The 23,897-nt window shown below is 62.9% G+C and carries 20 protein-coding genes and 1 pseudogene; 16 read left to right on the plus strand and 5 right to left on the minus strand.

The genetic code is table 11. From position 1 onward, the window contains the following. Window positions 1–109: 109 nt before the first annotated feature. The gene (locus O7A05_RS00705; RefSeq protein WP_337091032.1) at window positions 110–883 is read right to left on the minus strand and encodes an SDR family NAD(P)-dependent oxidoreductase; all 774 of its coding nucleotides are present in this window, start codon (window positions 881–883) and stop codon (window positions 110–112) included. A 183-nt stretch (window positions 884–1,066) separates the two neighbouring features. On the opposite strand from O7A05_RS00705, the gene O7A05_RS00710 reads away from it, so the two are divergent. The 5 genes from O7A05_RS00710 to O7A05_RS00730 all read left to right on the plus strand — a co-directional run bounded on the left by O7A05_RS00710 (window position 1,067) and on the right by O7A05_RS00730 (window position 7,102). After that, window positions 1,067–3,145: a N,N-dimethylformamidase beta subunit family domain-containing protein gene (locus tag O7A05_RS00710; RefSeq protein WP_337091034.1), complete on the plus strand. Its 2,079-nt coding sequence runs from the start codon at window positions 1,067–1,069 to the stop codon at window positions 3,143–3,145. Window positions 3,146–3,350: 205 nt separating this feature from the next. Next, window positions 3,351–4,091: an ATP-binding cassette domain-containing protein gene (locus tag O7A05_RS00715; protein WP_337091035.1), complete on the plus strand. Its 741-nt coding sequence runs from the start codon at window positions 3,351–3,353 to the stop codon at window positions 4,089–4,091. 247 nt (window positions 4,092–4,338) lie between these two features. After that, entirely contained in the window at window positions 4,339–5,208 is an 870-nt protein-coding gene (locus O7A05_RS00720; RefSeq protein WP_337091037.1) for an ABC transporter permease, read from the plus strand. 51 nt (window positions 5,209–5,259) lie between these two features. Next, entirely contained in the window at window positions 5,260–6,264 is a 1,005-nt protein-coding gene (locus O7A05_RS00725) for a sugar-binding protein (protein ID WP_140839134.1), read from the plus strand. A gap of 88 nt (window positions 6,265–6,352) precedes the next feature. Continuing rightward, window positions 6,353–7,102 carry a glucose 1-dehydrogenase gene (locus O7A05_RS00730; RefSeq protein ID WP_337091039.1) on the plus strand — a complete coding sequence of 250 codons (750 nt, stop codon included), beginning with the start codon at window positions 6,353–6,355 and terminating at the stop codon, window positions 7,100–7,102. A 167-nt stretch (window positions 7,103–7,269) separates the two neighbouring features. On the opposite strand, the gene O7A05_RS00735 is transcribed toward O7A05_RS00730, so the two are convergent. Beyond that, a complete protein-coding gene (locus O7A05_RS00735) occupies window positions 7,270–9,858 on the minus strand; it encodes an EAL domain-containing protein (RefSeq protein WP_337091040.1) in 2,589 nt (862 codons plus the stop codon). A gap of 362 nt (window positions 9,859–10,220) precedes the next feature. Here O7A05_RS00735 and O7A05_RS00740 point away from each other — a divergent pair, with 362 nt between their 5' ends. Beyond that, window positions 10,221–10,427 (plus strand): hypothetical protein, encoded by a 207-nt coding sequence (locus O7A05_RS00740; RefSeq protein WP_337091041.1) that lies wholly within the window; start codon window positions 10,221–10,223, stop codon window positions 10,425–10,427. Window positions 10,428–10,651: 224 nt separating this feature from the next. Here O7A05_RS00740 and O7A05_RS00745 read toward each other — a convergent pair whose 3' ends face one another. Next, window positions 10,652–11,584: a GNAT family N-acetyltransferase gene (locus tag O7A05_RS00745; RefSeq protein ID WP_337091042.1), complete on the minus strand. Its 933-nt coding sequence runs from the start codon at window positions 11,582–11,584 to the stop codon at window positions 10,652–10,654. Window positions 11,585–11,784: 200 nt separating this feature from the next. On the opposite strand from O7A05_RS00745, the gene argE reads away from it, so the two are divergent. The 6 genes and pseudogenes from argE to O7A05_RS00775 all read left to right on the plus strand — a co-directional run bounded on the left by argE (window position 11,785) and on the right by O7A05_RS00775 (window position 18,368). Next, complete coding sequence (gene argE, locus O7A05_RS00750) at window positions 11,785–12,909, plus strand: acetylornithine deacetylase (RefSeq protein ID WP_337091043.1); 1,125 nt, start codon at window positions 11,785–11,787, stop codon at window positions 12,907–12,909. A 13-nt stretch (window positions 12,910–12,922) separates the two neighbouring features. After that, a complete protein-coding gene (locus tag O7A05_RS00755; RefSeq protein ID WP_337091044.1) occupies window positions 12,923–13,846 on the plus strand; it encodes a 2-hydroxyacid dehydrogenase in 924 nt (307 codons plus the stop codon). Between the two features lie 24 nt (window positions 13,847–13,870). Beyond that, window positions 13,871–14,224: a cupin domain-containing protein gene (locus O7A05_RS00760; RefSeq protein ID WP_337091045.1), complete on the plus strand. Its 354-nt coding sequence runs from the start codon at window positions 13,871–13,873 to the stop codon at window positions 14,222–14,224. A 150-nt stretch (window positions 14,225–14,374) separates the two neighbouring features. Then, window positions 14,375–15,838 (plus strand): aldehyde dehydrogenase family protein, encoded by a 1,464-nt coding sequence (locus O7A05_RS00765; RefSeq protein WP_337091046.1) that lies wholly within the window; start codon window positions 14,375–14,377, stop codon window positions 15,836–15,838. A 10-nt stretch (window positions 15,839–15,848) separates the two neighbouring features. Continuing rightward, complete coding sequence (locus O7A05_RS00770; protein ID WP_337091047.1) at window positions 15,849–16,892, plus strand: tartrate dehydrogenase; 1,044 nt, start codon at window positions 15,849–15,851, stop codon at window positions 16,890–16,892. Window positions 16,893–16,911: 19 nt separating this feature from the next. Further along, window positions 16,912–18,368: pseudogene (locus O7A05_RS00775) on the plus strand (NAD-dependent succinate-semialdehyde dehydrogenase). 13 nt (window positions 18,369–18,381) lie between these two features. Here the strand turns inward: O7A05_RS00775 and O7A05_RS00780 are convergent. Beyond that, window positions 18,382–19,656, minus strand: coding sequence for an NAD(P)/FAD-dependent oxidoreductase (locus tag O7A05_RS00780; protein ID WP_337091048.1), 1,275 nt, complete (start codon window positions 19,654–19,656; stop codon window positions 18,382–18,384). A gap of 16 nt (window positions 19,657–19,672) precedes the next feature. Next, the gene (locus O7A05_RS00785; protein WP_337091049.1) at window positions 19,673–20,341 is read right to left on the minus strand and encodes a haloacid dehalogenase type II; all 669 of its coding nucleotides are present in this window, start codon (window positions 20,339–20,341) and stop codon (window positions 19,673–19,675) included. Here O7A05_RS00785 and O7A05_RS00790 point away from each other — a divergent pair. From O7A05_RS00790 to O7A05_RS00805, 4 genes are all read left to right on the plus strand, one after another. Then, entirely contained in the window at window positions 20,340–20,480 is a 141-nt protein-coding gene (locus tag O7A05_RS00790; RefSeq protein ID WP_337091050.1) for a hypothetical protein, read from the plus strand. The two genes, O7A05_RS00785 and O7A05_RS00790, sit on opposite strands and share 2 nt — an antisense overlap. A 182-nt stretch (window positions 20,481–20,662) precedes the next feature. Continuing rightward, the gene (locus O7A05_RS00795; protein ID WP_337091051.1) at window positions 20,663–21,502 is read left to right on the plus strand and encodes a GNAT family N-acetyltransferase; all 840 of its coding nucleotides are present in this window, start codon (window positions 20,663–20,665) and stop codon (window positions 21,500–21,502) included. Between the two features lie 14 nt (window positions 21,503–21,516). Further along, window positions 21,517–22,890: an aspartate aminotransferase family protein gene (locus tag O7A05_RS00800; protein ID WP_337091052.1), complete on the plus strand. Its 1,374-nt coding sequence runs from the start codon at window positions 21,517–21,519 to the stop codon at window positions 22,888–22,890. Between the two features lie 201 nt (window positions 22,891–23,091). Continuing rightward, window positions 23,092–23,850: an HAD-IA family hydrolase gene (locus tag O7A05_RS00805; protein ID WP_415926933.1), complete on the plus strand. Its 759-nt coding sequence runs from the start codon at window positions 23,092–23,094 to the stop codon at window positions 23,848–23,850. The last annotated feature ends 47 nt before the right edge of the window (window positions 23,851–23,897 follow it).

Below are 23,897 nucleotides of genomic sequence, written 5' to 3' on the forward strand. Positions count from 1 at the left end.
ACCGCAGGTAGAACAATTGCCAGTCTACAAAAGTATATACATGTACGTATAATGGCTGCCAGCATTTTCTGCATCCTGCCAACTCGAGCACAGCTGATGGGAGGCCATCTCAGATCGACGCGAGAAAGCCGCCATCGACGGGGATGGACTGACCGGTTATGTAGGCCGAGGCATCGGAGGCGAGGAATACCGCAATCCCGTGCAGGTCCGACAGGTCGCCGAAGCGGTGCTGCGGGATCTTGGCGAGCATCGATTGCCGCCATGCCTCATTGCCGTAGAACACTTCCGTCATTGCCGTCCTGAAATAGCCGGGGGCGATGGCGTTGACCCTGATCCCCAGATCCGCCCACTCGGCCGCCAGCGCGCGCGTCATGCCGAGCAGGCCCGACTTCGACGAGCCATAGGGCACAGCCGTCGGAATCCCGACTTCGGAGGTGAGCGAGCAAAGATTGATGATGGCGCCGGGCCGGCCGGCGTCCTTCATGCGCTGCGCGGCGGCCTGGGCGCAGAAGAATGCGCCTTTGAGATTGGTGTCGACGATCCTGTCCCAAAGCGCCTCGTCGACATCGAGCGAGGGACGGACTTCCTCCATCCCGGCATTGTTGACGAGAATATCGAGACCGCCGAGCAGGCTGGCGGCCTCGGCCGTCGCCGCCCTGCAGCGGCCGACATCGGTGACGTCCAGGGCGATGGCATGCGCCACCCCGCCGGCGGCGCGGATGGCTGCCGTCGTCTCCTCGAGCGAGGCAAGGCTGCGTGCCGTGATGGCGACATCGGCGCCGGCCGCGCTCAGCGCCTCGGCAATGGAACGTCCGATGCCGCGGCTTGCGCCGGTGACAAGCGCTTTCCGGCCCGACAGGTCGAAGAGCGGAGCGTTGCGCATGCGATCCTCCTTGGCGCGGCCGGCTTGGCGATCTCCTCGAGCCTAGCCGATCGAACTTATCTATACAAGCATATACAAACCAATTGGGTTGCGGTAGTGATGGAGGGGCATGCGGCAACCGGTCGGTGTGGAACCAAGACTGCGAAGTCGCTCCGTGATTCATGGATTTGAGAGGCACGATCGATGCGCCGCTTGGTTGACCATGGAGCGATGAGCGCGGCCGGCTATGCCACACCCTGGAGCGTGAGGCCCGGCCAGCGGGTAGAACTTTGCCTCTCCTGCAGTCAATCGATAAAGAGCGTGCGGATATGCCAGCTGGACACGCAAGCCGCGGACTTTGTGAATTGGCCAATCGAGGCGACATCCGAGCCCGACGCGCATCGCAGCTTCGATCAAGGATCGTACCTCCGCCTGCGTGCCGAGGAGCTTGCGAAGGGGCCGGCGATCAAGGGCATCCGCTTTGAGCTGCTTCTCACCCGCAATATGGGGCCGCGCACCATCCTGGAAGCGGGGTCCTTTCTGCTGAGCCTTCGCGATGGGGCGATCGCCTTGGAGACGCGGAACGATCGTCTGTTCACTGCGCAGGTTCCGCAAGGGATTTGGCTGACCGTCGAGCTCGGCCTGCATGGGGACGAGCCGTTCTTCAAGCTGAAATCTCACGACCTCCTCGCCCCTTACGAATTCAAGCGGCGCCTGCGCGACGCCGAATGGCATCCGCAAGGGACCGACATCCTCTTCGGCGCGAGCAGCTCTCGAAGCAAGCTGACTCTCAATGCGAGATTTGCAGCTATTCGGCTGGAGACTTCCCAAGGGCCAATCGCCTGGGATTTCCCGACTCTGCTGCCGACGGGACCGATCCTCTCGTCAGGCGGACCGGTTGCGCTGGCGCTCGATGCGATCAATCAGCCTACATTCTGCGTGACATCGGCGCGCTGGGACGGATCGAGCTTCGACCCCCGGCTCGTGCCTTCGCACTACGATGCCCTCCATTGCCATGACGATGACATGGGACCGCTCGATTGGCCCGCTTCCCACCGCGCCGCGGTGCCCGAGAATGCGGAGCCGGGCGTATACGCCTTCCAGGTGGAATGGGACGGCGGTAACGAGCGCATCGTGTTCTTCGTCACCTCCGCGCATGCCTCCTCACCGCTGCTTTATCTGCTGCCGACCGCGACCTATCTCGCGTACGCGGACGAGTATCTTCCCGACCATCTCTATGAATGGAAGTGCGACGATCGCGGACACCGCTTTGCCATCGCAAACAGCCTCAAGTCGCTCTACGACTATCACTCCGATCTCAGCGGCGTGTCGATCTGCTCCTATCGCAAACCCAAGGTGACATTGCGGGACGACTACAACTACCCGCTATGCGGCTGCCCTCACAACTTGCCGGTCGATCTGCATTTCCTCAGATTCTGTAACGAGAACGGCATTGCGCTCGACATCGTCACCGATCACGATCTGCATCGGCAGGGGATCGAGGCTCTCCGCGGGCATCGGGCCGTCGTGACCGGAAGCCATCCGGAATACATGTCGACCGAGATGGAAGGGGCACTGCGGCAATTCGCGGCCGAGGGCGGCAGCATCGCCTATCTCGGCGGAAACGGCTTTGCCGGAACGGTCGCCTTCAAGGACGACCTGATGGAATTGCGCCGCTCGCCCCTGGAATCTGGCCGCACATGGGACGGTCCGATCAGCGAACAACATCTGTCGATAACCAACGAGCCTGGAGGCCACCTTCGCTCTCGGGGTCGGGGCGAGTTTTCGCTGGTCGGCGGCGCGATTTCGCTGATGGGTTTCGACGGCGCCCGCCCTTTCACGCGTACGCCCGAAAGCCACGCGCCGGAATGCGCATGGCTGTTCGAAGGTATCGAGGACGAAACCTTTGGCTCGGAAGGCATCGTATTGGGTGCTGCCGCGGGCTACGAGGTGGATGCGACGAATACTGCCTTGGGCACGTCGGCCGACACCATCGTGATCGCCCGCGCGACGGATTTTGCAGCCAGCTTCTTTCAGGATCCCTCGCGCTGGTACGAGGGCGGGGATGAAGAACGCGCCGGCCGTCGCTGCGCTGAAATGACCTTACGCAATCTTGCTGCGGGTGGCCTGATCTTTTCAGCGAGTTCGGTCGCCTGGTGCGGTGCGCTGCCCGCCGGCAAAGCAATGAACGACGCGGGCAGGATCACCCTCAACTTGCTCAACCATCTCTCTGCACGACAAAAACAGGAGGCCAACTCCGAAGCCGGGCGATCGATCCCATGAGGAGAACTGAGATGCTGAAGAAATTGGGACGGGAAATCACCATTGTCGCAATCGCTATGAGCGCACTATCGCGCCGCAAGTCGCACCCTTGCTCCAACGCCCCAAAATCCTGATCTAATAATGATTGTGTTGAATGCGTTTCGCTGATTAGCTGTCTTGCATAAGTCCGGGACAAGGTTGGCAATGTTGTCCGGGGAGGACCGCGATGCCGGTGCTTGAAGTTCGCCATGTTTCCAAGAACTTTGGAGCCATCCAGGCCCTGACCGACGTCAGCTTCCAGGTAGAGCGGGGCGAAGTCGTGGGTCTCATGGGGGACAACGGCGCCGGCAAGTCGACGATAGTCAAGACAGTGGCCGGGAACTTCCCGCCGAACGACGGCGAAATCGTAGTGGACGGCGAGGTTTGTCACTTCCACAAACCCGTCCAGGCCCGTGCCAAGGGAATCGAAGTCGTCTATCAGGACCTGGCGCTCGCCGATAATCTGACGGCCGCGCAGAACGTCTTTCTTGGCCGTGAGATCAAGATGGGCTTCTGGCCGATCAGGGTGCTCAATAAGCAGGCGATGATCGACCGCTCGGCAGCGCTGTTCGAGGAACTCAAATCGGAAACCCGACCGCGCGACCTGGTCAGGAAGATGTCGGGTGGGCAGCGCCAGGCGGTAGCCATCGCGAGAACCCGGCTTTCGAACGCCAAGCTGGTGTTGATGGACGAACCGACCGCCGCCATCTCCGTACGCCAGGTGGCGGAAGTGCTCGAATTGATCCGACGCCTCAAGGCGCAAGGGGTCGGGGTCATGTTGATCAGCCACCGCATGCCTGACGTTTTCGCCGTCGCAGATCGTATCATCGTGCTGAGGCGAGGTTCGAAGGTTGCCGACAAGCAGGTCGACAACACCTCGCCCGAGGAAATCACCGGACTAATAACGGGGGCCATCCGTGGCGAATAGTGCTCGGCAGTCGGTTAGTGTCAGGGAGTCGCTCGTGGAAACCGGCCGCCCGGCCATGGCGGACTTCGTACCGACCAAGGAAAAAACGGCGCTGCAGCGCGTGGTTTCAAGTCAGCCATTCTGGGTGACGATCGCACTCATTGCCCTCGTCATGTTGATGACAGCCATGGAGCCGAGCTTCGGCACCTCCGAAAACGTCGCCAACGTCACGCGCAACTTCGCACCTTTCGGCCTCATGGCGCTCGGCATGACGGTGGTGATCATCACCGGTGGCATCGATCTGTCGGTCGGCTCAATCATGGGCCTGGTGGCCATCGTCGCCGGCCTGTTCCTGACCTGGCATTATCCCTGGTATGTGGCCTTCGCCATTGGTCTTTTCTCCGGTCTGGCCTGCGGGGCGGTCAACGGGTTCTTTGTTGCTTATGTCGGAATGCCGTCCTTTGTGGTCACCCTCGGCATGCTATCAGTGGCGCGTTCGCTGGCGGTCGTGTTCTCGGCCAACCAGATGCTTTACCAGTTCGGGCCCGATGCTCCGATCGTGAAGGCGATCGGCCAGGCGAGATGGCCACTGCATGGGCCGCAGGACTGGGCACCGCACTGGATACCGGGATTGTCATCGCAGTTCTGGACCATGGTGATTCTGGCCCTCATCGTCGGCTTCGTGTTCAATTTCACTGCATGGGCCAGGCATCTGTTCGCCATCGGTGGCAACGAGGAGGCCGCCCGGCTTACCGGCGTGCCAGTCAACTGGATCAAATTCCAGGCCTATGTCTTCTCGGCTTTCACCGCTTCGCTCGCCTCGCTGCTGCTGCTTGGTTACAACGGCTCGGCAATCAACGCCATGGGCCAGGGCTATGAGCTGCGCGTGATCGCCGCGACAGTTATTGGCGGAGCCAGCCTCATGGGCGGCGCCGGCACGGCGTTCGGCGCGATAATCGGTTCGGCCTTCCTCGAGGTGATCAGGAACGCACTGCTGATGGCCGGCATCGATTCAAATTGGCAGGGTGCCTTCGTGGGCGCCTTCATCGTTCTTGCGGTTCTTTTGGGCATGCAAACCGGCGGCAGATCGATGCTCGCAGCGTCGCTGGCAGCCTTGATGCCCAAACGAAGCCGCTAGAAACCCGCCGGCGGGAGGCCTGCGGGATCACACCAAGGAGGAGAACGTCCCATGAAAAAACATCTGCTGACGGCGGCCGTGGCGCTTGGCGCAATGGTATTGGCCGTTTCCGGCGCCCAGGCGAAATACACCTTCGCCCTGGTGCCGAAGAACATGAACAATCCTTTCTTCGACCAGGCACGCGACGGCTGCAAAAAAGCCGAAGCCGAATCGAATGGCGCCTTGGAGTGCATGTATATCGGCCCCGGAGAGCATGGCGGCGGCGACGAGCAGGTACAGATCGTACAGGACCTCGTTGCCAAGAAGGTGGACGGCATCGCCGTGTCGCCATCGAACGCCGCGGCGATGGCAGTCGCGCTGCAGGCTGCCAAGGAAGCCGGCATCCCGGTCCTCACTTGGGATTCCGACCTCCTGCCCGAGAACAAGGATCTTCGCGCCGCCTATATCGGGACCCACAATTATGAGATCGGCGTGAACCTTGCCAAGCTTGCCATGCAGATCAAGCCCAAGGGCGGCACGATTTGTATCCAGTCGGGCGGCGCGGCGGCGGCCAACCACAATGAGCGCATGCAGGGCATTCGCGATACGCTTTCGGGCACCAAATCGGCAGCCTCGCCCGGGGACCGGCTGACGGGCCAGAATGGCTGGACCGAAATCGAAGGCTGTCCGCTCTATACCAACGATGATTTCCCGCTTTCGGTGCAGCAATTCGAGGACATCATGGGGAAAAACCCGAACCTCGACGCATTCATCCCAACCGGTGGCTTCCCGCAGTTCATCCCAGATGCGAACCGAGCTGCGGTAGCCCCGTACAAGGACAAGATCGCCTCGAAGGCCCTGGCCCTCGTCGTTGCCGACACGCTTCCCGTGCAGATCGATCAGATGAAGGAAGGTCTCTCCCTTGGCCAGGTCGGCCAGCGGCCGTTCGAAATGGGCTACAAGACGATGATGGCATTGAAGGACATGAAGGACGGCAAGGCTCCGCCGGCTGACCCGACCTACACCGGCCTCGACGTCTGCACTCCGCAGACGGCGGATACCTGCGTCGCCAAATAGGGGTTTTGGGCGGGAGGAAACTCCCGCCCTTTCGTTGGAGCGAGATGCGGCTAGATTGAAGCATTCTCATCTCGCTCCAGAGGCTTCTATGTCGGAATTGTTCTCGCTCAAGGGCCGTGTCGCATTGGTCACGGGTGCTTCGCGCGGCCTCGGCTTCGCCATGGCCAAGGCACTTGCGGAAAACGGTGCTACGGTAATCGTCAACGCCCGCGGCATGAACGCCCTCTCCGCGGCGGCGGAAAGCATCGGGGCCGAAGCCCTGCCGTTCGACGTTGCCGACGCGGCGATCTCAAGGGCGGCCCTCCAAGGGATAGTCGAACGCCGCGGCCGCCTCGATATTCTAATCAACAACGCCGGCATCCAGCATCGCAGGCCTTTGATCGAATGGGAGGACGAGGATTTCGACCGTGTGATTGCCGTCAATCTGTCGGCCTGCTTTCGCATGATGCGTGATGCAGTGCGCCTGATGCTGCCAAACAAATTCGGGCGCATCATAAACACTGGATCGGTTGCGGCGATCCTTGGCCGTCCCACCATTCACGCGTATGTGGCGGCAAAGGCGGGCCTGCATGGGCTGACGCGCTCCGCCGCCGCCGAGATGGGCCGTCACGGCATCACCATCAACGCGATCGCCCCCGGCTATTTCGCCACCGAGCTCAATACCGCGCTTATCAACGACGAGGCGTTCACCAAATGGGTCGAGGCACGAACCCCAGCGGGCCGCTGGGCCCAGCCTGAGGAGCTCGGCGGAGCCGTGGTGTTTCTCGCCTCCAACGCTGCCGGTTACGTCAACGGACATGTGCTGGCGGTTGACGGCGGGCTATCGGTTTCCCTCTGACCTGCGAACCGCAGCCCGTCGGAGCCTATTCCGGATGACACCGTCGGCTTCGACCTCACGGCCGCGCCGGCGCGTTCATTAGGACCCGCCGATGTGAGCCAGTGAGTAGGCTAGCAAGTGCCGCGAGCAGGTTTGTTCTCTGCGGCGGGACATCTTGCCGACTTCAGTCAAGCCCGGGCAGACGCACTCTTGTCAAGCCGGCCAGCAGAGACCCGTTCTTTCTTCCGCTCGCCTGTCGTTTCGGGCGCAGGCTCGCTGATGTCGCCGGCCACGACGGCACGCGTGCGCTCCAGCATCGCGGGGATCTCCCGAGCCGGTAGTGGCCGACTGAACAGGAAGCCTTGCGCTTCCGTGCAGCCTTCTTTTCGCACCCGTTCCAGCTGCTCGGCCGTCTCTATCCCTTCGGCGGTGGTCTGCATCCCAAGGCTGTTGCCGAGGCTCGTAACGGCCCGGATGATGGCGACGGAGCTGTCGATATCCTCGGCGTCTTTCACGAAGGACTGGTCGATCTTGATCTTGTCAAACGGGAACGAGCGCAGATAGCTCAAACTCGAATATCCGGTCCCGAAGTCGTCCATCGCGATATGCACACCCAGCAAGTGGATCTGTTGCAGCATCGCGAGAGTGGCCTGGGTGTTGGCCAGCAGCACGGTCTCGGTGATTTCAAGCTCGAGACGGTTCGCGGGCAATCCCGAGGCATCCAACGCTGCGACAATCGTCGAGAGCAAGCGGGCATTGCGAAACTGCGTCGGCGACAGGTTGACGGCAACCCTGATGCCTTCGGGCCAGCTTGCCGCGTCGAGACAGGCTTGCTTGATCACCCATTCCCCAATCGGAACGATCAAGCCGATCTCCTCGGCCAAGGAGATGAACTCGGACGGCGAAACGATGCCCCGCGTCGGGTGATGCCAGCGCAACAGCGCCTCGAAACAGCTGACCTTCCCGCTTTCGAGATTGAGGAGCGGCTGGTAGTAGATCTCGAACTGCTGCCGTCCCAACGCGTCGCGCAGATCGAGCTCGAGAAACCGCCGCGCCTGCATGCGGGCATCCATGTCCGGCTCGAAGAACCTGTATGTTCTGCGGCCCTCCGCCTTTGCCCGATAGAGCGCCATGTCGCCGTTCTTGAGCAGCTGGTCGGCGTTTGTGCCGTCGTCAGGCGCAATCGAGATGCCGACGCTGGCGCTGACCGTGACGCCATGGCCGTCGGCGATATAAGGCGCGCTCAGCGCATCAATGACCAGTTGCGCAAGGGTGGTGGCATCGACCGGCTGATCGACCCCATTTTGAATGATCACGAACTCGTCGCCACCTAATCTGGCAACAGTGTCGTCCTCGCGTACGATCTGCTTCAGCCTTGCGGCGACCTCCTTGAGCAGGGCGTCGCCGACCGGATGCCCTAGCGTGTCGTTGACGGTCTTGAAATGATCGAGATCGAGGCAAAGGAAGGCGACCTTGCCATCTCTGCGAGCCATCTCGGCCAAGGCGTCCTCGGCGCGTTCGCGAAACAATATCCGGTTTGGAAGATCGGTAAGACCGTCATGGCGAGCCATGTGCGATATGCGAGCCTCGCTGCGCCGCAAGTCGGTCACGTCGTGATGCGTGGCAAGCCATCCGCCGCCCGGCAGCGGCTGATGAATGAGGTCGATGGTGCGCCCGTCCCTGAGCTCCACCAGGCTCACGACACGCTCGGCGCGGTCGATGGTCGCCGAGAGCTCTTCCAGATATCTGTCCGGGTCCTGGCCTACATAAAGCCCCGCCGCAATCCGGAAACGCATCAAATCGGCCCACCGGGAACCAGGGTGGGTAAGGGCCTCCGGCAGGCGATAGAAGTCGGCATAGGCCTGATTGCAGAAAACCAGCCGTCGGCCGGCATCGAACATACACAGGCCCACAGGCATGTTCGCGGCAGCGGCGGCCAGATTCTGCCGCTCCAACTCGGCGTCACGAGCCAGGGCGATGCTGCGCTCCAGGCTGGCACGGTAGCCGGAAAAGGCCGAGAACAATATTCCGACCTCGTCGCGCCGATCCTTTCTCAGAGCAACCAGCGTCGAGCGGTGTTCCCCTCGCGTCAACCGGTGCATCGCTTCGCTCACGGCCAGGATCGGCTTGCTGACATTGTGGCGAATCCAGGCGACAAGCACGCCAAGGCACACGGCAGCAAAGGCGATCGCAGCCCAAACCAGCCGCTGCGCGATGGTGTAGGTGCGATCCGCCATGGCTGCGGCAGCCGTGCTGCGCTGATTGGTGAGTGCCAAGAGGCCGTCCAGCCGCTGAGCCGCCGCCGCAACGGTGGGGAGCGAAACCGCCTCGAACTCGTTAGCTGCCTTCGTTCGCTCCGCGGTATCGAGAAGCGGAATGATCGACGACAGGGAGTCTTGATACGCCGTCCACAGGTTGACGAATTGATCGAACAGCTCCTGCTCGGCAGGTGATCCGGCACTCCTGCGGTAGGCGCGCCGATCTTGGAGCATTTCTTCGCTCTCTCTCGCCATCTCCTTGTCGATGTCAGCCATTTGCTGAGAGTCTTCGGTACGCATGCGCAGCGTCGCATAGAGCTGGTGCTCCGCAAGGTTACGCTTCATCTCGTCGACGATCTGGACCTGAGGCAACCAAATTCCGGTGATCTCGCTCGTGACCTTATTGAGCGAGCGCAGCTGTGCGACCCCAAATACCCCGACCGTCACGGTGCAAAGCAATGCCAATCCAAAGCCCAGCGTGAGCTTGCTGCCGACACTTATGTCCTTGAACCGCTTCATATGAACGCTGACCCGATAAGATCAGTCCCGCCCGCAGGCGCCAATAGCGGACTGATTGGAAGCGCCTCGCTAATCTCGCGCTGAAATGTATTAAGGCTGACTTAAGATGGCGTTTAGCGTAATCTGTGCGTCGTCAGTGTCTGCCTTCAACGATATGGTGACCGGAACACTTATCCTTTGCCCTAGTGAACAAAGAGATAATCCCCGCTCAATAGGGGTGCGCGATGGCGGGTTAATACTCTTCTGGACGCTGAGGCAATCCGCTACATATTTAACGATCAGGCAGCTGTCGGAGGAGACCGCCTAGGCACGCGACTGCTGCCCAAAGGCATGATCCGCTGATTTCGGGATGGAGGAAGGCCGTGGAAAATCACGCCAGCTCGGCGCCCAATGTAGCTGACTTCGTCATTCACAAGGTTCTGGACACGTTCGAATACTCCGACCGCGGCGCGGTGGTCACGATGGTCGATCCGCAGGGCGCACGCATCCGTCTCCACGTCACCATCGTCACCGGCGAGTTGCTTTGCGAACACATTGCCGAAGCGGTGGAGCAGCGATACGGGAAATAAAACATCTGCTTCAACAGTGCACCGTCCTGTCGCCAGCGCTGGGAAAGCCGTATCGCGGCCGCTTTTAGGCTCTTTATGGCGGCTCCGTCCGCAGTCCTATCGATGAATGCCCGAGATGGGCCGAAAGCGGACTGGCGGTTCAGGCGCGAAATATTCATGTCAGACGCTCAGATCATAAGGCTTAGTGGCCGAAGCCCGTCCAAAGTTGGAGATGCACCGACGAACTACCCGAGAGTTTGGCTTGCCAAAGTATAGGTCTTCGGCCTAGCCGAGCGGCCGTCGTAAAAATCAGCGAGGCGTTTACCCAGCGACATGGTCAGCACTGTGTCGAAAACCGGCATTCCGGCGTGCGACAGGAAGGCAGCGAACTCGCCATTGTACATGTGAGTGTCGACTCTGAGGAAAGACCCCGAATGGTCGGCTATGTGCGGCCGGACAACTGCCACGGCATCAGCATCGCTTTCGGCCACGACCGGTCCTACGACATGGCCTCGCCCGAATGGCCGGCAGAGCGCGAAAGCGTTCAGCTTGTCATTCTTGAAAAGACCATAGCCGGTCGAGTGCGCGAAGAGCTTTTCAATAAGCGCTGTCCGCCTCACGCCAAACCCCGCCGTGTCGAGGGCGACCACTGCCGGAATATCGCTTGTGTCCAAAGTCCGGACGTCGCCGCGCTGCTCCGTGGGGCTACCTGCCGTTGGGACGCGGGCGATGCCTTGGCATTGATAGACAGTCTTCTCCGGATGGAAGTCGAGCGAGAGATAGAGCCGCCGTGCGGCGCGGGTTGCATTGAGGCGTAGGTCGCGCCCGGGAATGTTATCGAAAACCCGCTTCATCAGCCACTGCGCCGCCCCGAGCGTCTGAAGCCGTGGCGAGGTGATGACCATTCCGACGGTCGCGAAGCTGGCGCCATGCCCGAACCACATCGCGGATCCCAGAACCCGGCCGATCTCATCGAGAGCCACCAAGCCTTGTCCCGTTTCGCGCAGGAATTGCCAGTCTTCTGCCCGATGCGGCCAGCCCACAGACAGCGAGAGCGCATGCAATCGGTCCAGTTCAACACCTTTGATGTCGGCGATCCGCACCGAGAAGGCATCGATTTTCAAGCTTTCGGACGGCTTCAATTCCTTGCCTCTGAAAGATTGCGTAACGGGTGACATACAACGCCCCTGCCCTGCCAACGCTAAACAACCAGACCGATACGATTTGCTCGAATGACGCGTGCCAACGCAAGATTCAACTGAAACACTTCCGCTTTCGGCACGCAATCGCGAAGGAAAGCGCCCATCCTCTGCGGCAATTCTGCAGTTATGGCCGTCGGCGCCGAACCCGGCGAACCCCAAAATCCCTGAGGGCTGGAATGGACGTCTTCGACATCCTCGACCGTCTCGTCGCCTTTCCATCGGTCGCCGGCAAGGCGAACGGCGATATTGCAGGCTGGATAGAGGCTTATCTCGCAGAACAGGGCGCAAAGGTCGCCCTGCTCCCCGGGCCGGAAGGCGACCGTTCCAATCTTTTCGCCACGATCGGTCCCGCCGATGTTCCGGGCTATATCCTGTCCGGCCATATGGACGTCGTCCCTGCTTGCGAGCCGCAATGGAGCTCGTCCCCTTTCGCACTGCGTCGGGACGGTGACCGGCTCTACGGACGCGGCACGACTGACATGAAGGGATTCTTGGCCGCCGCGCTTGCGGCCGCGCCCATGCTCGCGGGACTGCGCCTCGCCCGGCCGATCCATCTCGCCTTCTCCTATGATGAGGAGATCGGGTGCCGCGGCGTGCCGCACCTGATCGCCCGCCTTTCCGAGTTTTGCGCCAAGCCGCTCGGCGTCATCGTCGGCGAGCCGAGCGGCATGCGCGCCGTGCGCGGCCACAAGGGCAAGGCGGCCGCCCGCGTGACCATAAGGGGGCGCTCAGGCCATTCCTCTCGCCCCGATCTAGGCCTCAATGCCATCCATGCCATGGCCGATGTCCTGGGCACGGTCGTGGGCGAAGCCGGAGGGCTGACGCACGGCCCGTTCGATGCGGCCTTTGAGCCGCCCTATTCCTCGCTGCAGGCCGGCGTGATCGCCGGCGGCCAGTCGGTCAACATCATCCCCGATACCTGCACGCTGGATCTGGAGGCGCGCGCCGTACCAGGCATTGATCCGACCAGCCTGCTTGCGCCGGTGAAGGCGCGGACGGAGGCCTGTGAGACTGATGGTTTTCGCGTGGAGTGGACACCGCTCAGCGCCTATCCGGCACTGTCGCTGCCGCAGGACGCGCCGCTGGCGGCGCTGTTGCAAAAGCTGACCGGCCAGACGCCGCTCGCTGCTGTCAGCTACGGCACGGAGGCCGGGCTTTACCAGGCGGCGGGGTTCGATGCGATCATCTGCGGGCCCGGCGATATCGGCCGCGCCCACAAGCCGGATGAATACATCTTCGCCAGCGAACTCACCGCCTGCCGGCAGATGATCGAGGCGCTTGGCGCGCGTTGCGCGGCTTGAAGAGGCAACCGCGATGACCTTCCTGTTCAATTCCGACGCAAGGCGCGGCGCGGTCTTCGCTGAGGCGTTCGCCAAGGAACTGCCGGACCTTCCCTTCGCGATGGATGCCGCGACAGTCGATCCCGACGCGGTGCGCTATCTGATCACCTGGACGGTGCCGGAAAACCTCACCCGCTACAGGAACCTGGAAATCCTGTTTTCCATCGGCGCCGGCGTCGACCAGTTCCGCTTCGATGCAGTGCCTGCGAGAGTGAAGATCGTGCGCATGATCGAGGACGGCATCGTGCGCATGATGCAGGAGTATGTGGCGCTCGCCGTGCTCGCGCTGCACCGCAACCTGCCGACCTATCTGTCACAGCAGCGCGCCGGACAGTGGCGCGACATCCCCCAACCCCAGGCAACCTTGCGCCGGATCGGCGTGCTCGGCCTGGGCCAACTCGGCCAGGCCGTCCTCGACCGGCTGAAACCCTTCGGCTTCCCGCTCGCCGGCTGGAGCCGCTGGCCGCGGCAGATCGAGGGCGTGGCCTGTCATCATGGCGAGCTCGGGCTGGAGCAAATGCTGGCAACCAGCGACATACTGGTCTGCCTGCTGCCGCTCACCAAGGAAACGCGTGGGTTCCTCAATGCCGGTCTGTTCGCGAAATTGCCCGAGGGCGCGGCTCTCGTCCACACTGGGCGCGGGCCGCAACTCGACCACGAAGCGCTTGTCGCGGCGCTCGATAGCGGCCATCTGTCGTCGGCGATGATCGACGTGACCGATCCCGAGCCGCTGTCCGCTGGCCATCCGTTCTGGTCGCATCCGAAGATAATCCTGACCCCGCATGTCGCCAGCGTCACCCAGCCCGCGACCGCCGCGCGCGCCGTCATCGACAACATCAGGCGCCACCGCGCCGGTCTCGATCCCATCGGGCTCGTCGACCGCTCGCGCGGCTACTAAGACTTTAACTGGAAGGACCATACCTTGTCTCTGCTCAAGACCGTCGATACCAACCCGGTTTTCCCGCCGCGCGAATCCAAGGCGCTGCCCGAGCGGCTGATTGCCGGCGACCCAGCCTTCAAGACCTGGGCGCAGGATGTCGCTAAGGACGACCTCGTCCACACCGGAGTCTGGGAGGCGACACCGGGCGAGACGCGCTCGATCAAGGGCGACACCTTCGAGTTATGCCACATCCTGTCCGGCATGGTCGAAATCACGCCCGACGCCGGCGAAACGGTGACCTACCGGGCCGGCGACAGCTTCGTCATGAAGCCGGGCTTCACCGGTGTTTGGAAGACCATCGAGACGGTGCGCAAGATCTACGTCACGGTGGGCTAGGGAGCGTCCGCGCAGGCCACGACCTCCGCGGAAGATTTTGCCGTCTCTTGTCCTCAGCACGCAACATTCGTCGGCGGCGGATCACCGAACAGCGCATGCTGCGCGCCGGCACGGGCTAGGCTCAGGCCGATGCTGCCAAGTGGTTTGCCCATGAGCCTGAGCTTCAATCCCGATACAATCGCCCTTCCCGTCGGCCACTTCATTGATGGGGAGCTGGTTTCGGCCGAGGGCGTGATGGAGATGCGCCGTCCGTCCGATGGCAAATCCTATGCCGCCTGCCCCGTGGCCGATGTGGATTTGGTCGACCGGGCGGTGGAAAGCGCCAAAGCGGCGCTGAAAGCCAGCAACTGGGGCGGCGTGCGGCCGCGCGAGCGCACCAGGGCGCTCCACGCCTGGGCCGATCTGATGGAAGCGGAAGCCGAAACGCTCGCCAGGATCGAGGCACTGTCCTCGACCCGCCCCGTGGGCCAGCTCGTCGCCGGCGACATCGCCGTGACCGCCGAGCAGATCCGCTTCTTTGCCGAGTTCGCCGACAAGGAAGGCAGCGAGCTGGTTCCGACCGACGACGCAAGCCTCGGCATGATCATGAGCGAACCCTATGGCGTGGTCGCCGCGATCACTCCCTGGAATTTTCCGATCTCGATGGCTGGATGGAAACTCGGCCCGGCGCTGGCTGCGGGCAATGCAGTCGTGCTGAAGCCGTCGGAAATGACGCCCTTCTCGGCTATCTACATGGCAGAGCTTGCGGTCAGGGCCGGCCTGCCGACGGGGCTGATCAACGTGGTGCTCGGCGACGGCCCGACGACCGGCACGGCGCTCACCGGTCATCCCGAGATCGCCAAAGTCAGCTTCACCGGTTCGACCCGCGCCGGCTCAGCCATCATGGAGAACGTCGCCCGCACCGGCGTCAAGCCGATGACGCTGGAGCTCGGCGGCAAGAGCCCGCAGCTCGTCTTTGCCGATGCCGATCTCGACAAAGCGGCGACAGCAATCGCCGGCAGCGTCACTTTCAATGCCGGCCAGGCCTGCGTGGCCGGCACGCGTCTGATCGTCGAGAAGAGCGTGGCCGACAGGCTGACGGCCTCGGTCCTGGAGCGGATGAAGCCAGTGCGGCCCGGCGCAACCTGGGACGAGGCGACGCAGTATTCGCCGATCATCTCGAAACGGCAGCGGGCGCGTGTTGATGGCATCGTGCGGGCCGCTGTCGCCGCCGGCGGCGAATGCCTGATCGGTGGCGGGGCCATGGAAGCTCCCGGCTATTTTTACGAACCGACGCTGCTTGCCAATGTCAGTCAGGACAATCCGGCGATCGTCGAGGAGATCTTCGGCCCGGTCCTGACCGTCCAGACCTTCGACACCGAGGACGAGGCGCTGGCGCTGTCCAGCCATCCGACCTACGGACTGGCTTCCGGCCTGTTCACCGCCGATCTGTCCCGCACGATCCGTCTCGCGCGCAAGCTCGAAGCGGGCACCGTCTGGGTCAACCGCTACAGCCGCTCGCGCGACCATATCCTGCCGACCGGCGGCTACAAGCGCTCCGGCATCGGTAAGGATCTTGGCCGCGAGGCCTATCTCGCCAACCGCAGGACCAAGAGCGTCCTGGTCAGCCTTTGAAGGGATGCCGATGAAATCCTACTCGATCGCCCTGATCCCCGGTGACGGCATCGGCCGTGACGTGACTGCCGCCGCCTGGACGGTGCTGGAAACGGCGGCCAAACACTCCGGCTTTGCCCTAACCGGCACCGAGCTCCCCTGGTCCTGCCGCTTCTTCAAGGAGACCGGCCGCATGATGCCGGAGGACGGCATCGAGACCTTGCGCGGCTTCGACGCCATTCTGCTCGGCGCGGTCGGCTGGCCGGCGGAGGTGCCGGATTCCGTCTCGCTGCACGGCCTGCTGCTGCCGATCCGCAAGGCGTTCGTGCAATACGCCAATATCCGGCCGCACCGCCTGCTGCCGGGCGTCACGGGACCGCTGCGGGCCGAGAGCTTCGACATCCTCTGCATCCGCGAAAACACCGAAGGCGAGTATTCCGGCGCCGGGGGGCGCGTGCATCAAGGCACGCTGGACGAAGTCGCGGTAGAGACCTCGATCTTCACCCGGGCCGGCGTCGAGCGCATCCTGCGCCTCGGCTTCGAGCAGGCGCGGTCGCGGCACGGCAAACTCGCCTCCGTCACCAAGTCCAATGCGCAGAAATACTCGATGGTGTTCTGGGACGAGATCACCCGCAAGCTGGCGGCGGAATATCCTGATGTCGCCGTCACCAGCTATCATGTCGACGCGCTCGCCGCGCGCATGATCATGGCGCCGGAAAGTCTCGACGTGGTCGTCGCTTCCAATCTCTTCGGCGACATCCTGACGGATATCGGCGCGGCGATCCAGGGCGGGCTCGGCTACGCAGCTTCCGCCAACATCAACCCCGACCGCTCGGCGCCGTCAATGTTCGAGCCAGTGCACGGTTCGGCACCCGACATCGCCCATCTCGGCATCGCCAATCCGATCGCCACCATCTGGTCGGGTGCGATGATGCTCGAACATCTGGGCGAAAAGGACGCAGCCGGCCGCGTCATGGACGCAATCGAAGCGACAACCGCGCGAGGCGTGGGAACCACTGCCGGCAGGGATCGCACGGACGCCATCACATCCGCCGTCGTCGCGGCGCTCACCTGATTTGCGAGGTCGTTTTTCGATGAAAAGCCTGAAAGACAAAAGTCTCTTCCGCGAGGCCGGCCTGATCGGCGGGAGATGGGTCGCGGCAGGTTCCGGCAGAACGGTCGATGTGATCGATCCGGCAACACAGCTGTCGGTCGGCACAGTGCCAAACATGGCTGGTCCAGAGACCCGCGCGGCCATACAGGCCGCGGCTTCCGCCTATCGGGATTGGAAAAAGAAGACGCACGCGGAACGCGCCGCCCTGCTGGAGGCCTGGCATGGCCTGATGCTCACGCATCTGGACGATCTTGCGCTGATCCTGACGACCGAACAGGGCAAGCCGCTGGACGAGGCCAAAGGCGAGATCCGCTACGGCGCCTCCTTCGTCAAATGGTTCGCCGAGGAGGCGCGCCGCATCAACGGCCACACCATTCCCGCGCCCTCATCAGACCGCCGCATCATCGTCCTGAAGGAACCCGTCGGCGTGTGCGGCATCATCACGCCGTGGAATTTTCCCAACGCGATGATCACCCGCAAAGTCGCCCCGGCGCTGGCCGCCGGCTGCACCGTGGTCATCAAGCCGTCCGAGTTCACGCCCTATTCGGCGTTGGCGCTCGGCGTGCTCGCCGAACGGGCGGGCATTCCGGCCGGCGTCATCAACATCGTCACCGGCATGCCGGCCGAGATCGGCAACGAGATCATGGCGAACGAGACCGTGCGCAAGATTTCCTTCACCGGTTCGACCAGGGTCGGCTCACTGCTGATGCGCGGAGCGGCCGACAGCGTGAAAAGGCTCAGCCTTGAGCTCGGCGGCAACGCGCCCTTCATCGTCTTCGACGACGCCGACCTCGACCTCGCCGTCGAGGGCGCGCTCGCCTCGAAATTCCGCAATGGCGGCCAGACCTGTGTGTGCGCCAACCGCATCCTCGTTCAGGCCGCAGTCTATGAAGACTTCGCCGCCAAGCTCAGCGCCCGCGTCAATGCGTTGACGGTGGGACCGGGCACGCAGCCCGGCATCGCGATCGGACCGATGATCAACATGGCGGCGGTCGAGAAGATCAATCGGCACGTCGAGGACGCGCTCGCCAAAGGCGCGACGATCGTCGCCGGGAAGCCGGCGCTGCCGGAGGGTCCTCAGTATGTCGCGCCGCTGGTGCTGGCCGGCGCCACGGCTGAGATGCAGCTCGCCGGCGAGGAGACTTTCGGCCCGGTCGCGCCGCTTTTCCGTTTCGAGACGGAAGAGGAGGCGATCGCGCTTGCCAACGGCACGCCTATGGGCTTGCCTCCTACTTCTACACCGAGAACCTGAAGCGCGCCTGGCGCGTCTGCGAGGCGCTGGAGTTCGGCATGGTGGGTCTCAACACGGGCTCGGTCTCGATGGAGATAGCCCCCTTCGGCGGCGTCAAGCAGTCAGGTCTCGGGCGCGAGGGCGCGCAGGCCGGCATCGAGGAATATCTGGAGATGAAGAGCTTCCACATGGGCGGGCTGGGCTAAACCCCAGCCCCGATCACTGGATCCGGTCGAGCGCCTTGTAGTAGAGGCCGACCATCGGCAGGAACCAGGGCTTGCCGGAATAGCCGGGAATGGCAGGCCACTCGAGCCCCTTGATCGGATTGCGGTCCGCGCGACCAAGCATGGCATCGGCCATGATCATGCCGAGATGGGTGGAGAGCTGCGCGCCGTGGCCGGAATAGCCCATCGCGTACCAGACCCCGTCATGGTAGCCGGCGCGCGGGAACCGATCCTTGGTCATGTCGACCAGCCCGCCCCAGCAATAATCGATCTCGACCTTCGCGAGCTGCGGGAAGATCGCCGCGAGGCTTGCCCGTAATATCTGTCCGCTCTTGGCGTCGGAGCGTTGGTCCGATGTCGCCGAGAAGCGGGCGCGGCCGCCAAAGATCAGGCGCTTGTCCGGCGAAAGCCGGAAATAGTTGCCGATGTTCATCGAGGTCACGCATGTTCGGTTGCCCGGCATGGTCGCGGCGATCTCGGCGTCGCTCAGCGGCCGCGTGGCGATTATGAAGCTGCCGACCGAGATAAGCCTGCGGCGGAAATAGCCGAAATTCGGTGTCGTGTAGGCGCCCGTCGCCAGCAGCACATTGTCGGCGCTGATGCGTCCGCGGGAGGTGGTCAGCTGATGCCGCGTGCCGGACTGCCTGTGATCCGTCACGGCTGCATTCTCGTGGATAACGGCGCCATGGCGAACCGCGGCTGTCGCCAGCCCGGCCACATAGCGGCCCATATGCATCATGGCGCTTTTCTTCGACAGCATTGCGCCATGGAAGGGTGAGCCGATCTCGGATTTGAGATCGACTGCTGAAAGCAGCGCCGTATCCGGATCCACGTCGGCATGGACGGCTTCGAAGTTGCGGGCGATCGCTTCGAAATGCTGCGGCTTGGAGGCGAGCTTGAGCTTGCCGGCGCGGCGGAAGTTGCAATCGATACCTTCCTCGGCGACCAGCGCCTCGATGGTGTCGACGGAATCGTCCAGCGCCCGGTAGAGGGCGATCGCGCGTTCCTTGCCAAGCTCCGCCTTGGCCGAAAGGTAGCTGTGGGCGAGACCGTTGTTCAGGTGACCGCCATTGCGCCCGGACGCACCCCAGCCCACCCGCTCCGCCTCCAGCACAATCACCTTCGCCCCGGCCTTCGCCAGCTGGCGCGCGGCGGCGAGACCGGTGAAGCCGCCGCCGATGATGGCGGCATCGTAGTGCCCCTCGACCGGGCCTTGCGCCCCGCCGGAAAAGACCGGGGCGGTGTCGTGCCAGTAGGAGACCAGCTTCATCGGCAACCCGCCTGTCTCAGAGCCCGACCACGCCCGGCAAACCGGAAATATTGGCGATCTCGGTGTAGCCATAATAGGGGTTGGCTGGCTCGTGGCCGCGGTTGACCCAGACCTTGTTCTTGATACCGAGATCGTGCGCCGACATCAGGTCGTAACGGAACGAAGACGAGCAGTGAAGGATGTCTTCCGGACCGCAACCCAGCATGTCGAGCATATATTCAAAGGCTCTGAAGCGCGGCTTATAGGCCTGCGCCTGCTCGGCCGTGTAGACGGCATGGAACGGTGCGCCGAGCTTCTCGACATTGGACATGATTTGCGCGTTCATCGCGTTGGAGAGGATGACCAGCGGAATTTCCTTGGCGACCTTCGCCAGGCCGGCTGGCACGTCCGCGTGGGGTCCCCAGGTCGGGACACGTTCATACACCATCCTGGCGTCGTCGGAGCTGAAGGCGACGCCGTTGCGCTTGCAGGCGCGCTCGAGCGCGTTGTGGATGACGTCGGCATAGGGTTTCCAGTCGCCCAGGATCTCATCAAGCCGGTACGCCGCGAAGTTCTTGATGAATTCCTGCATGCGCGACTCGTCGAGCCGGCTGCCATATAGATCGCGCGCTGCCTCCGCCATCTGAAAAAAGGTCAACGTGCCGTAGCAGTCGAAGGTGATGTATTTGGGCCTGAAGGAAGCCATGTCCGTCGATCTCCAGTGGAAGCACGTCCGCGTTCGGATGTTTTTCATCATAGGCTGGCCGGGAGCGAGCCAGCTGACCGAAATGCGCCTTCCGAAAGCAGAAAGTTCCGTATCCGCTGGCCTGTTTGGCACGCTGTAGCACCCTGCAGCCGACCCAGAGGGGTTGGTCGGCTGCCCGCGACGCATCCGCTGCGGCCCGCGCCAGCACAAGATGCGGCGCACCCCCTGCGCAAAGGCGAATGATACTGCCGAAGTCGAAACCTTCAGACGATCTGCAGCGCACCGATGACCGAGACTTGGAGCCAGACGGAAAGGTGCCTCATGCAACAAGGCGAGATCGAACTCCAGGACTTTGGGCCGGATCATATCGAGGGCGCAGTCACGCTTTCTCGCCAGGAGAACTGGCCGCATCGCCCGCAGGACTGGCAGATGGCGCTGCAGCTCTCCAGCGGCGCGGTCGCGATCGACGACCAGGGCCGGGTCGCCGGGACAATCCTGGTAACGCCCTACGGCGCCGATTGCGCCATGATCAACATGGTGATCGTCGACAGGAACGCGCGGGGCAAAGGGCTCGGGCGCCGGCTCATGGAACAGGCCTTTGCCCTTGCCGGCGATCGTCCACTGCGACTTGTCGCGACAACCGACGGCATGCCCCTTTATGAGAAGCTGGGCTTTGTGCCCTCGGCCACGATTCTTCAGCATCAAGGCCAGATGGCAGCGCTTGAGGCTCCTGACAGTGTGGAAGCCGCGGGCACCCACGACCTGCCGGAAATCAAGGCCTTGGACCTGGATGCCTACGGCGCCGACCGCGAAACCCTGATCGATGCGCTGGCCGAGCGGGGTGAATTCGCAGTCATCCGCCGCAGAGGCGTCATCGCGGCCTATGCCGCAATCCGCCCGTTCGGACGCGGCGAGGTGATTGGCCCCGTCATCGCAGGAAATGCGGCCGACGCCAAGGCCCTGATCAGCTTCTTCGCCGCGTCGCGCCCTGGCGCCTTCCTGCGCGTGGATACCGAAAGCAGGACCGGCATCGCCAGCTGGCTCGGAGAAATCGGCCTTGCCCATGTCGGCGGCGGCGTCGCCATGGACCGTCCTGCCAGGACGGACGCGGCAACGGTCAGGCCGAAAGTTTACGCCCTCGCCAACCAGGCGCTCGGATAGTCCGGAGGACAACAATGCTCGCCAATTCCCTGATCGAACTCGACCGAGCCCATCTTATCCACCCGGTCTCCTCCTATCGCGGCCACGAGGCGCTCGGCGTGCGGGTGCTGAAATCGGCGAAGGGCGCTACCGTGACCGATGCGTCCGGCAAGCAACTCGTCGATGGCTTCGCCGGGCTGTGGTGCGTGAATGCCGGCTATGGTCATGACAGCATCGTCGAGGCGGCGGCCCGGCAGATGCGTGAATTGCCCTATGCCACCGCCTATTTCGATCTCGGCTCGGAGCCCGCCATCCGGCTCGCCTCGGAGTTGGCCGAGCGCGCGCCCGGCGATCTCAACCACGTCTATTTCACGCTCGGGGGATCGGACGCGGTCGACAGCACGATCCGGTTCGTCCGCTATTACTGGAATGCCAGAGGCCAGCCTCAACGCGACCAGTTCATTTCCATTGAGCAGGGTTATCACGGATCGTCGGTGGTCGGCGCAGGCCTGACCGCCCTGCCCGCCTTCCATGCCGGCTTCGGCATTCCTTTCGAATGGCAGCACAAGATCCCCTCACCCTATCCCTATCGCAACCCGGTAGGCGAGGATGGTAGCGCGATCATCGCCGCATCGCTTGCGGCGCTGAAGGCCAAGATCGAAGAGATCGGGCCGGAGCGAGTTGCCGCCTTCTATGCCGAGCCGATCCAGGGCTCGGGAGGCGTTATCGTTCCGCCAAAGGGCTGGATCAAGGCCATGCGCGAGCTCTGCGGTGAGCACGGCATCCTGTTCATCGCCGACGAGGTGATCACTGGTTTCGGCCGCACCGGCCCCCTGTTTGCCTGCACGGCGGAGGATATCGTTCCCGATTTCATGACGACCGCGAAGGGCTTGACTTCGGGCTATGTCCCAATGGGCGCGGTGTTCATGGCTGATCATGTCTACAACGTCATCGCCGATGGTGCGGGTGCGTCTGCGGTCGGCCACGGCTACACCTATTCCGCCCATCCGGTCAGCGCCGCCGTCGCGCTCGAGGTGTTGAAGCTCTATGAGGAAGGCCTTCTGGAGAACGGCGCCAGGGCCGGCGCCCGCTTGATGGCGGGCTTGTCTGCCTTGAGCGACCATCCATTGGTCGGCGACGTGCGGGGTCGCGGCATGCTTGCCGCGATCGAGCTGGTGGTAGACAAAAAGAAGAAAACGCCGCTTCCAGCCTCGGCGATGCCGGCGCGGCGCGTCTTCGACAGGGCTTGGGACAATGGCCTAATCATCCGCGCCTTCGCGCACGGTGTTCTCGGCTATGCCCCTCCGCTCTGCTGCACCGACAGCGACATTGATGCCATTGTCGAGCGCACGCGCCGAACGCTGGACCAGACGCTGGATGATGCCGATGTCCGCCGAGCCCTTGCATGAGGGGGACGCATTTTTCGCATCTCGAAATATCGCTGGGGTGGACGATTTCGCAATTTTGTGCCGCTACCTCGCGCCTTTTCGGCGAATCCAGCGCGGGGGAAGTGCCAGACTGCTTTTTAAGACAAGGCCAGAAAGCCCGAATTTCCGGGCTTCTGAAAAAAGCCGACGCCCCGGACAGGACGGAATTTTGTTCTGTTCAGCATGAGTAATTCGGCCGCGCGCAGAGGAGAGCCAGTCTTGGCCAGGGGCCTTAACGAATTCAAATACATGACCTTCGACGTGGTCGGCACGCTGATCGACTTCGAAGGCGGCATCACGGCCTGCCTGGCCGAGATCGCCGCGGAGGCCGGTGTTTCCATCGACGGCGAAGAAGCGCTCGCCCTTTACCGGCAGGCCCGCTACATGCCCGATGCGAACCTTTTCCCCGACGATCTCGCGCGTGTCTACATGGTCATCGCACCGCGGCTCGGCCTGCCGGCCGAGGAGAAATACGGCGCCCGCCTCCGGGATTCGGCGAGCGGCTGGCAAGGCTTTTCCGACAGCAGGGCGGCACTGGCCGACCTTGCGAAGTCCCACAAGCTGATTGCCATGACCAATGCCCGGCGCTGGGCTCTCGACCATTTCGAGAGGCAGCTCGGATCGCCTTTCTTCGTCACTTTCACCGCCGATGATACAGGCACCGAGAAACCCGATCCGGCCTTCTTCCACAAGGTCTTCGATTTCGTGGCGTCCCGCGGCGACAGCAAGGGCGACATCCTGCATGTCGCGCAAAGCCAGTATCACGACATCGGCATATCCCGGGCGCTCGGCATGACCAACTGCTGGATCGAGCGCCGCCACGCCCAGAAGGGCTATGGCGGCACGATAAAGCCCAAGCACTTCACCGTGCCCGACTACCACTTCACCTCAATGGCCGACTTTGCGGCGGCCGTGCGGGAAAGCCTGAAGGAACGAACCTGAGCTCAAGACCCGGAAAGCCGCATCAAGACGCGCATCCCGGCCAAACA

Origin of the sequence: Mesorhizobium argentiipisi (SeqCode), assembly GCF_037179585.1 — a bacterium.
GTDB lineage: Bacteria > Pseudomonadota > Alphaproteobacteria > Rhizobiales > Rhizobiaceae > Mesorhizobium > Mesorhizobium argentiipisi.